Raw genomic sequence first — 9,018 nt, 5'->3', positions numbered from 1 at the left:
ACGGGCGTTGCAGCCCTATTCCGGGACGGTCGGCGCTTCGCGCCTGGTCCGGGTGGCCACCCGGACCAGGCATCCCGCTGGCGCGGAACACCCTCAAACTAGCAGACATCCAACAGACAATTCCGGGGCCGCGAAGCGGAGCCCGGAATCCAGAACCATCGGCGGCTCCAGGTCTGGAATCGTCGGAGGCTCTGGATTCCGGGCTCGCCTACGGCGCCCCGGAATGACGGGGGAGATGCCGAAACCTTCAATGACCGCCGTAGCACTCATACCGGCAGGCCGTTCTCGTCGTAGGCGAGGATCTCGTCGATTGTCCGCGCATCAACGTTCGGACTCGCGCTGAAGCGCCGCCGCATTGCTACATCGGCCGCTAGGCCCTCAGCGATCCGGCGCTCCGCCGCCGTCTCCACCCGCGCTTGCTCCCGTCGGAGCAACTCGAGCAACAAATCCGGCGCGGCGCGGTGGGTGGCGGCGGTGAAGTCGGCGAGGAGCGCCTCGACCTCGGCGTTGTCGATCGTGATGGACATCGTCAGCCCCCCGTTCCACACAGCCCCGAATCCGCCAGCCCGGCCTCCAGCCTAACGCGAGTGCCACATCCGAGCCAACTGACGCGCATGCAGATCGAATCCGTGCCCCCCCGCCGCCACCTGCCGCCGCTCGTGAAGCTGGCTCTGGAACTCGGGCCGCTGGTCATCTTCTTCCTGGGCAACGCCTATTCGGAAAAACTCGGTGTCGCGCCCGACCAGAAGCTGTTCGTGGCCACCGGCGTGTTCGTCGCGGCGACCGTGGTGGCGCTGGCGATCCACTACGTCCTGGTGCGGCGGCTGCCGATCATGCCGCTCGTCTCCGGCGTGGTGGTGGTGGTGTTCGGCGGCCTGACGCTGGCGCTGCAGGACAAGACCTTCATCATGGTCAAGCCGACCATCGTGAACGCGCTGTTCGGAACCGTGCTGCTCGGCGGGCTCGCCTTCGGGCGCTCACTCTTGTCGGTGGTGCTCGATTCGATGTTCAGCCTCACCGAGGAAGGCTGGCGCAAGCTCACCTTCCGCTGGGGTCTTTTTTTCTTCGTCCTGGCGGCGCTGAACGAAGTCGTTTGGCGGACCCAGACCGAGGATTTCTGGGTGAACTTCAAGGTGTTCGGCATCATGCCGCTCACCGTGGTGTTCGCCCTGGCGCAGACGCCGCTGCTGACCCGCTACGAGCGCAAGGAGCCTCAACCGGGCGAGTAAGCCTCTTGATGGCGTATCATCCTGTTCCGAAAGCCGGCGGCGACCTTTCGGGATGATACGTTAGCGCGCCTCCGCGACCTTCCCGGCCGCCCGGATCCGCGCCAGCACGCTGGCGTAGTTCTCCGGTGTAAGGATGCCGACGAGCTTGTCGCGGATCACCCCGTCGGGCCCGACCACGAAGGTCTCGGGCACGCCGTAGACGCCGAAATCGATCGCCGCGCGCCCGTCGGCGTCGGCGCCGACCGCGCGGAACGGCACCCCGTGCCGGGCCAGGAAGCGCTGGCCGGCGGCGGGGGTCGGCTCCTTGTAGTCGATGCCGACCAGCTGGATCCCGGGCTCCCGGGCGAGCCGCATCAGCATCGGGTGCTCGACCTGGCAGGGCGCGCACCACGAGGCGAACACGTTGATCACCGTGACCTGGCCCTTCAGGTCGGCGCTGGAGAGGCCCGGCACCGGGGCGTCGCCGGCTTTCAGGCCCGGCACCGCCGGCAGGCTGAAGCTCGGCACCGGCTTGCCGATCATCGCGGAGGGGAGAGCTGCCGGGTCGGCGCCCGAGCGCAGGCGCAGGAACAGCACCGCCGCCAGCGCGGCGAACGCCAGGACCGGCAGCACCAGCAGCAACGAGCGGCGGACCGGGGGCGGCCGGTCCGTGATGTCGTCGCCGCTCACCGCCGCTCCTCCCCGAAACCCTTCAGGGCGCGCCGTTGCGCCCACCGGTCCCGCAGGGCGTTGCCGACCAGCCCGGCCATGACCAGGGCCGTGAAGGCGTAGGCGGCGACGATGAAGCCGCCGTGAGAGCCGAGATCCATCGGTAAGGTCCTAGACCGGCTGCCCGACCGGCATCCCGGCGGGCTTCGGCGTGAGGCGGGGCTGCGTGCGGTCCAGGCGCTCGGCCTCGCGGATCGTCAGCGTCCGCACCCGGCGGCGCATGATCTCGGTGCGCATCGCGTAGAGGTGGAGGGTGATCCCGCCCAACGTCGCGGCGCCGATCATGATCAGCAGCGGGTAGAGCATCGACGGATCGATGCTGGAGCCGCCCATGCGCAGGATCGAGGCCGGCTGGTGCAGGGTCGACCACCAGTTCACCGAGAACTTGATGATCGGCAGGTTCACCGCGCCCACGAGGGTCATGATCGCCACCGCGCGGGCGGCCCGGTTCGGCTCCTCGAGGGTGCGCCACAAGGCGATGATGCCGCAATAGATCAGCAGCAGGACCAGCATCGAGGTCAGCCGCGCGTCCCAGACCCAGTAGGTCCCCCACATCGGCTTGCCCCAGAGCGAACCGGTGACCAGGCAGATCAGCGTGAACGCCGCCCCGATCGGCGCGGCGGCGCGTTGCGCCACGTCGGCCAGCGGGTGGCGCCAGACCAGGGTGCCGATCGCCGACACGCTCATGGCGCCGTAGAAAAACACCCCGAGCCAGGCCGCCGGGACGTGGATGTACATGATCCGGACGGTCTCGCCCTGCTGGTAGTCCGGCGGCACGGCGAAGAAGGTCAGGTACAGGCCGACCGCCAGCGCGCCGAGCGACAGGGCGGTGAGCCACGGCACCAGCACGCCCGACCACCGCATGAAGTGGCTCGGGTTCGACAGGCGGGTCCAGAGGGAGGGCGTCATGGCGTCTGTCTCGGACATCGTTCCTGCGGTCTAGCCCAGGGTGCGGTGCAGCAACAATGCGGCCTTTGTCCGCCGATACTGCATCGGCGTGCAGGCCATGTGCCGCCGGAAGGCGGTGCGGAACGCCGTCTCGGATTCGTAGCCGACGGCATACGCGATCGCGGCGACGGGATCGTCGGAGCGTAGCAGCCGGTCGGCGGCGCGCTGCATCCGCCCGCCGGCGAGATAGGCGAGCGGCGGCTGGCCGACCACCGCGCGGAACGTGGCCGCGAAAGTCGTGCGCGACATGCCGGCGCGCGCGGCGAGTTCCGCCACGGTCCAGCGCCGGGCCGGCTCCGCGTGCAGGGCCGTGAGCGCCCGGGCCAGCCTTGGATCGGTGAGCGCCCCGAGCCAGCCGGTCGGCCGCGCGGAAGCGAGCCAGAGCCGCAGCACCTGCAGCAGCATGATCTGCGCGAGGTGGTCGGCCATCAGGGCGCCGCCGGGCGCGCCCTGGCGCAGTTCCACGGCCAGCTGGTCCAGCGCCCAGCGCAGGATCGCGGCCTGGTTCGAGGCGTCCCGGATCGGCACGATCGCCGGCAGCGCGTCGAACAGCAAGCCGGCCGCATCGCCCGCGAAGAAGAACCGTCCGCCGACCAGGAAGAAGTCGCCGCCGCCGTTGCAGGTCGCGACCGTGTCGGCCGCGTTGTCGTAGATCGCGGCGGACTCGATCGCCGGAAGCGTCAGGTCGGTGGCGAGGTGGAACGGGCGGCCCCGGGTCAGCAGGAAGCAATCGCCGGCCGCCATCCGGACCGGCTCGGGCTCGCCCTTGACCGCAACCCAGCAGGTACCCCGCATCACGGCGTTGAACTTGATCCCTTCATGGGCGGGGAAGCGGATCGCCCAGGCGCCGCCGGCATCGAGCCCCGCGCTGAGTACGCTTTGGGGCCTGAGCATCGCGAGAACGTCGGAGAGCGGATCCATGGCGCGAACCGGACGCCCGCGCAGGATTCGCGGACGCCTAAGCATGGAGCGTCCGGCATTCCGGGTCGATCGTCTGCGCGCGCCGGCAGCATCGCCGGGCCGCCCTTGAGCAAGACCATGATTGATCATCAAACGCCGCTCGGATCCGGTTTCGGCGCCCGCAGCACCGCCTCCGACGTCCTGGCCGGGCGCGACCTGACGGGGCGTTTTGCGGTCGTCACCGGGGGGCATTCGGGCCTGGGTATCGAGACCACCCGTGCGCTCGCAGCCGCGGGCGCTGAGGTCCTCGTCGCCGCCCGCGATCCGGACGCCGCCCGGATCGCCACGCAGGATATTCCCCGGACGACGGTCGACGCCCTCGACCTGTCGGACCTCGGTAGCGTCCGGCGTTTCGCCGAGGGCGTCCTGCAGGCTGGCCGGCCGATCGACTGGCTCATCAACGATGCCGGCCTGATGGCCTGCCCGGAGATGCGGGTCGGGCCGGGCTGGGAAGCGCAGTTCGCCACCAATCATCTCGGCCATTTTGCCCTGACCAACCGCCTTCTACCGCTGCTTGCGAGCGGCGCCCGGGTGATTGTCTTGTCCTCGGCCGGGCACCACCTCTCGCCGATCCGCTGGAACGACGTGATGTTCTCCGGCGGCTACGATAAATGGCACGCCTACGGTCAGTCGAAGACCGCCAACGCCCTGTTCGCATTCCATCTCGACCGGCTGGGACGGGACCGGGGTATCCGCGCCTTCTCCCTGCATCCCGGAAAAATCTTCACGCCGCTCCAGCGCCACCTGACCCGGGCCGAGATGATCGCGGAGGGCTGGCTCGACGCGCAGGGCGCGCCAGTGGATCCGACATTCAAGACACCGGCCCAGGGCGCCGCCACCCAGGTCTGGGCGGCGACTTCGCCGCTGCTCGATGGGCTCGGCGGCCTGTATTGCGAGGATTGCGACGTGGCCGTGCGCGCGGAGGTGGCGGGCGCCCCGTTCGTGGGCGTCAAGGCGTATGCGGTGGATCCTGACGCGGCCGCGCGTTTGTGGGCGCTGTCCGTCAAGCTGACTGAGACCGGATTTCCCGAGGGGGCCGGCCGTCCCGGTTCGTGATCGCGCGGTCCGGAGATACGCCACGTTTGGAGGGCGTTCGCCGCTTCGATCCATTTGGCGGTGCCGGTGTCCGAAACAGCTTGCGGCGCTCGCCATTGTGGCCCGGACGTCACAAGCGCTGGCGGATAACGGCGGCGATGACGATGGCGGGCGAGTCACCGGCCGCCATCCACCCGACGCCCGCACGTGTCACGATTGCACGTCGCCTCAATATAGATTACGTTCAACATGAAAGTGCGGCCATGCCGCCCGGCGCGCGGCGTTCGCATGGCGCGTGTCCGCATGCCGGGCGGTCGGCCACTCCGTGGGGTCCATCGATGGCCGAAGAAGCGCCTGGGCTGCCGACCGCCGTCGGCCTGGTCGTTTATCCCGGGCGTTGGCGAGCCTTGGCCGAGTGCCGCATGAGCGACGCGGCCGGCCACCCCGTCGCGACCGCGCGCACGACCGGCCTTCCGTTCGATCTGCCCAGTGCCGTGACGCCTCCAGCGGCCGGTCAAGCGACCGCAACGTTCACGACGCCGCCGATCCCTCGGCCGGTGTCGCCTCGGCCATCGTGCCTGCTATCAAACCCGTCAGGCCGTGAGGGCTCCGCCATGGACAACCGAACGCGTCGCCTGCTCGAAGCGCCGCTCGTGCCGACCCTGGCTCGGATGGCCGGGCCGAACGTCGTGGTGATGGTCGTCCAGACCTCCATTGGCCTGATCGAGACCTATTTCGTCGCGAAACTTGGCACCGACGTCCTGGCCGGCATGGCCCTCGTCTTCCCGGTCGTCATGCTGGTCCAGATGCTGTCCGCCGGCGGCATGGGCGGCGGCATCCAGTCGGCGGTCGCGCGCACTCTGGGCGCCGGCCGGACGACCGAGGCCAGCCTCGTCGCTTGGCACGCTGCCGCCATCGGCCTCGGACTGGGTCTTTTAACCAGCCTGCTCGCGCTGCCGTTGGGACCGCACCTCTACGCCGCGATGGGCGGCACCGGAGGATCGCTCCAGGCCGCGACGGCCTACGCGAACGTCGTGCTCGGCGGAGCGGTCCTGATCTGGCTGTTCAACGCGCTGGCGGCCGTGATCCGCGGTACCGGCAACATGGCCCTCCCGGCCGGCGTCACCTGTGCCGGAGCCATCGTGCTGATCCCGCTCTCGCCGGCGCTGATCTTCGGCTGGGGTCCGTTCCCCAGGCTCGGCGTCGTGGGTGGGGGCGTGGCTGTCGCGGCCTACTACGCCGCCGGCACCGCCGTCTTCGCCGCCTCCATCTGGTCTGGCCGTGGCGTCCTGCACCCGAGCCGGCGCCTCCCGAGACTCACCTGGGCGCCGTCCCGCGAGATCCTGCGCGTCGGCCTGCTCTCTGGCATCGCCAGTGTGACGTCGAACGTCACGGTCATCGCCGCGACGGGCTTCGTGGGAACGGCGGGGCCGGCCGCGGTGGCTGGATATGGAACCGGCGCCCGGCTGGAATACCTGCTGGTCCCCCTCGTGTTCGGGCTCGGTTCTCCCATTGCCGCCATCGTCGGGACCGCTCTCGGTGCCGGACTGCATGCCCGCGCCCGTCAGGCTGCGCTGACCGGCGCCATCGTGGCCGGTCTTCTGACGGAGGCCATCGGTCTTGCAGCCGCCATGTATCCGGAGGCTTGGCTCGGTCTGTTCGGGGGCGATCCGGCCATGATGGCCACCGGCTCGTCCTATCTCCGCATCGTCGGACCGTTCTACGGGTTCTTCGGGGCCGGACTTGCTCTCTACTTCGCGGCCCAGGGCGCAGGCCGTGTCGGCTGGCCGCTCACAGCCAGCATCCTCCGGATGGGGGTGGCGCTGGGGGGCGCCTGGGTCGCGGCAATCTTCGGGCTCGGTCCCGCGTGGATGTTCGCTGCCCTCGCGGCAGGGCTCGTCACCATGGGCCTCGTCAACGCGACAGCTTTTGCAACGGGGAGAATGTTCTTGACCCAGGCCGCTCCAAAGCCGGCTGTTGCGCCCCAAATCCTCACGACGGCGGTTGAATGACTTCGAAAGGCGCGGAGCCGCCAAACCTGCCGCTCGATGGATGGCCGTTTCGAAGCCGGCATCAACCTGTTGATGTGGCATGGTCGAGCAGGTCGCGGAACGTCCACCTTTCAACGGGGGGCAGGTCTACTTCCCGTCTCGAACCGAAATTGCCTGACGACCGACCAATCACTGCTTTCGGGAAGCATTGATGAAGTCCGGTTGAATCGGCAGAGGGCGAACCAGCCCGGACCGATCGCCGCCCTGAGCCGCGAAACGAAATCCGAACGACGCACCATCACCGCCCGCGCTGCAAACCGATCCCCGGATCCATCCTGCGACACCCCTGCACGCACTGACGCAGCCCCCTCCAATCGACGCGGACAGCCGACCTCGACCCTTGCGAACGCCATCGCAATCCCGCATATACGATGAAACAAAACAGGAACAAAAGAGCGTCGCCGTAGAAACCTGTGGATGACGCGGCCTTCTCTCACCGGAACGAGCCCCGCATGCGAACCGCCGACAAGCAGATCGCCGACATCCTGGTGCGCTACGGGGAGCCCTTCGGGGGCAACGTCTGGCGCGTGCAGGGCACGGCTGTGATCTACCACAAGACGCTGGAGCGGATCGCCGCGCAGGCCGGGATCGTGTTCGAGCCGCCGACGATCATCCGGGCCGAGCGCGACGAGGCCGTGCTGCTGGTGACCGGGCGCCTGCCCGGGGCCAAGGTCGGCGCGAAGCCGGCCGCCGACCGGGTCGAGTGGTCGATGGGCGAGGCCCTGGTCAACGTGAACTACCGCGTCTCGGGCAAGCAGGCGGCCTACGTCTACGCCATGGCGGAAAAGCGCGGGAAGGACCGCGTCATCCTCAAGCTGATCGAGCTTCACGGCCTGGTCTACTCGGAGGAGGAGGCCGACGAGTTCCGCACCCAGCTGCCCACCGTCCGGGCCGTGGACGAGGATTTCGAGGAGGCCCAGCCCTTCGACGAGGTCACCGAGGCCGAGGGCGACCTCAAGCGCCGCATTGACGGTGCCGAGACCATCAACGACGTGACCGACCTGATGCTCGACGGCGCCACCCAGGCAATCCTGGCGGCGATGCCGCCCGGCACCCGCGACGAGGTCCGCGACTACGCCAAGGCGCGCCTCGTGGCGCTCGGCTGGCCCAAGCGCACCGGCCGCCGCAGCGCGGCCTGAATTCTCGAACTCTCAAACCCGCAGGAGACCGCCATGCATCGCACGACGCGCCGCCGTACCCTGAAGGCCCGCCGGGACCATCACCTCGGCTGGAGCATCGAGACCCTGTCGTACAGCCCGACCCGGATCGTGCGCCTGGGCGACGAGAAGGTGGCGATCCTGTTCCCGCCGGTCGAGCCCGGGGCCGAGTGGCAGCTCTATCCGCATCCCGACACGTTCCCGGGGCTCAACTTCGAGGGGCTGCCCGAGCCGCTGCGCCCCGAGTTTCTGGGCTTCTCGGACCTGCCGGCCGTCGAGCGGTTCCTCGGCATCGACGACGCGGTGCCAACGGCCCTCGCGGCCTGACGAGCCGGTTCCCTACGTCGGCGGCCAGGGCGCGCCCCGGTGGAGCGCCTCGGCCTCCGGGGTGAAGATCTTGGGGTCGGAGCCGTGCAGCACCAGCGGCGGCAGCAGGCTCGGAGCCGCGCGGCTGCCCCGGATGGCGGCGATCAGCACCCGGATCGCCGGCGCCTCGGCCCGGGCGTGGACCGGGCGGATCGCGATCCCGCCGTAGCGGCCCGTCATGGCGTCGAGGCAGGCCGGCAGGGTGTCCGCCCGGTGGATCAGCCCGAGCCGGCCCCCCGGCCGCAGGATCGCCGTGCAGGCGCGGATCCAGAGGTCCAGGCCGCTCTCGGGAAACGTGTGCGCCATCGCCTTGCCTGGATGCGGGGAGGGGCGGTGGCGGCCCGCGGTGAAGAACGGTGGGTTGGTCAGGACGAGGTCGAAGCCGTCGGGCTCCAGCCCGGCGGCGCGGCGCTCGGCCGCCGGCGCCAGCACGTCGGCCTCGATCACCGAAGCCGCGATGCCGTTGAGGGCGGCGTTGGTCCGCGCCATCCCGGCCAGCTCGGGATCGCGCTCCACCAGGGTCGGGCGGGTGCCGGGATGGAGCGCCGCGCAGGCCAGGCCCAC

General features: G+C 69.8%; 11 protein-coding genes. 5 read left to right on the top strand and 6 right to left on the bottom strand.

All coding sequences use genetic code 11. The annotated features are described in order from the left end of the window. Positions 1–266 precede the first annotated feature (266 nt). On the bottom strand, positions 267–527 hold the full coding sequence (locus FV228_RS13080; protein WP_147855021.1) for a type II toxin-antitoxin system VapB family antitoxin: 261 nt from the start codon (positions 525–527) through the stop codon (positions 267–269). A gap of 87 nt (positions 528–614) precedes the next feature. Between FV228_RS13080 and FV228_RS13075 the strand changes: the two genes are divergently transcribed. After that, complete coding sequence (locus FV228_RS13075; protein ID WP_147855020.1) at positions 615–1,229, top strand: septation protein A; 615 nt, start codon at positions 615–617, stop codon at positions 1,227–1,229. Between the two features lie 60 nt (positions 1,230–1,289). On the opposite strand, the gene FV228_RS13070 is transcribed toward FV228_RS13075, so the two are convergent. The 4 genes from FV228_RS13070 to FV228_RS13055 are packed head-to-tail and all read right to left on the bottom strand — an operon-like array spanning position 1,290 to position 3,806. Then, positions 1,290–1,898: a DsbE family thiol:disulfide interchange protein gene (locus FV228_RS13070; RefSeq protein ID WP_147855019.1), complete on the bottom strand. Its 609-nt coding sequence runs from the start codon at positions 1,896–1,898 to the stop codon at positions 1,290–1,292. Then, positions 1,895–2,038, bottom strand: a complete 144-nt coding sequence (gene ccmD / locus FV228_RS13065) for a heme exporter protein CcmD (protein WP_147855018.1) — start codon at positions 2,036–2,038, stop codon at positions 1,895–1,897. The genes FV228_RS13070 and ccmD overlap by 4 nt, the downstream gene beginning before the upstream one ends. 10 nt (positions 2,039–2,048) lie before the next feature. Then, the gene (locus FV228_RS13060) at positions 2,049–2,846 is read right to left on the bottom strand and encodes a heme ABC transporter permease (protein ID WP_147855017.1); all 798 of its coding nucleotides are present in this window, start codon (positions 2,844–2,846) and stop codon (positions 2,049–2,051) included. A 30-nt stretch (positions 2,847–2,876) separates the two neighbouring features. Then, complete coding sequence (locus FV228_RS13055; protein WP_147855016.1) at positions 2,877–3,806, bottom strand: AraC family transcriptional regulator; 930 nt, start codon at positions 3,804–3,806, stop codon at positions 2,877–2,879. 117 nt (positions 3,807–3,923) lie between these two features. On the opposite strand from FV228_RS13055, the gene FV228_RS13050 reads away from it, so the two are divergent. From FV228_RS13050 to FV228_RS13035, 4 genes are all read left to right on the top strand, one after another. Beyond that, the gene (locus tag FV228_RS13050) at positions 3,924–4,901 is read left to right on the top strand and encodes an SDR family NAD(P)-dependent oxidoreductase (protein WP_147855015.1); all 978 of its coding nucleotides are present in this window, start codon (positions 3,924–3,926) and stop codon (positions 4,899–4,901) included. 593 nt (positions 4,902–5,494) lie between these two features. Then, the gene (locus tag FV228_RS13045) at positions 5,495–6,892 is read left to right on the top strand and encodes an MATE family efflux transporter (RefSeq protein ID WP_147855014.1); all 1,398 of its coding nucleotides are present in this window, start codon (positions 5,495–5,497) and stop codon (positions 6,890–6,892) included. A gap of 491 nt (positions 6,893–7,383) precedes the next feature. Further along, positions 7,384–8,070 carry a trna delta -isopentenylpyrophosphate transferase gene (locus FV228_RS13040; RefSeq protein ID WP_147855013.1) on the top strand — a complete coding sequence of 229 codons (687 nt, stop codon included), beginning with the start codon at positions 7,384–7,386 and terminating at the stop codon, positions 8,068–8,070. A gap of 33 nt (positions 8,071–8,103) precedes the next feature. Then, positions 8,104–8,415 (top strand): hypothetical protein, encoded by a 312-nt coding sequence (locus tag FV228_RS13035; RefSeq protein ID WP_147855012.1) that lies wholly within the window; start codon positions 8,104–8,106, stop codon positions 8,413–8,415. A 12-nt stretch (positions 8,416–8,427) separates the two neighbouring features. Here FV228_RS13035 and FV228_RS13030 read toward each other — a convergent pair. Beyond that, positions 8,428–9,018 (bottom strand): methyltransferase (locus tag FV228_RS13030; protein WP_147855011.1); only part of this gene is annotated, 591 nt, incomplete at its 5' end.

Source organism: Methylobacterium sp. WL18, from assembly GCF_008040015.1.
In the GTDB taxonomy this organism is placed as follows: domain Bacteria; phylum Pseudomonadota; class Alphaproteobacteria; order Rhizobiales; family Beijerinckiaceae; genus Methylobacterium; species Methylobacterium mesophilicum.
Note: the sequence above shows the minus strand (reverse complement) of the source record. Positions and strands in the feature narration are given on the sequence as shown.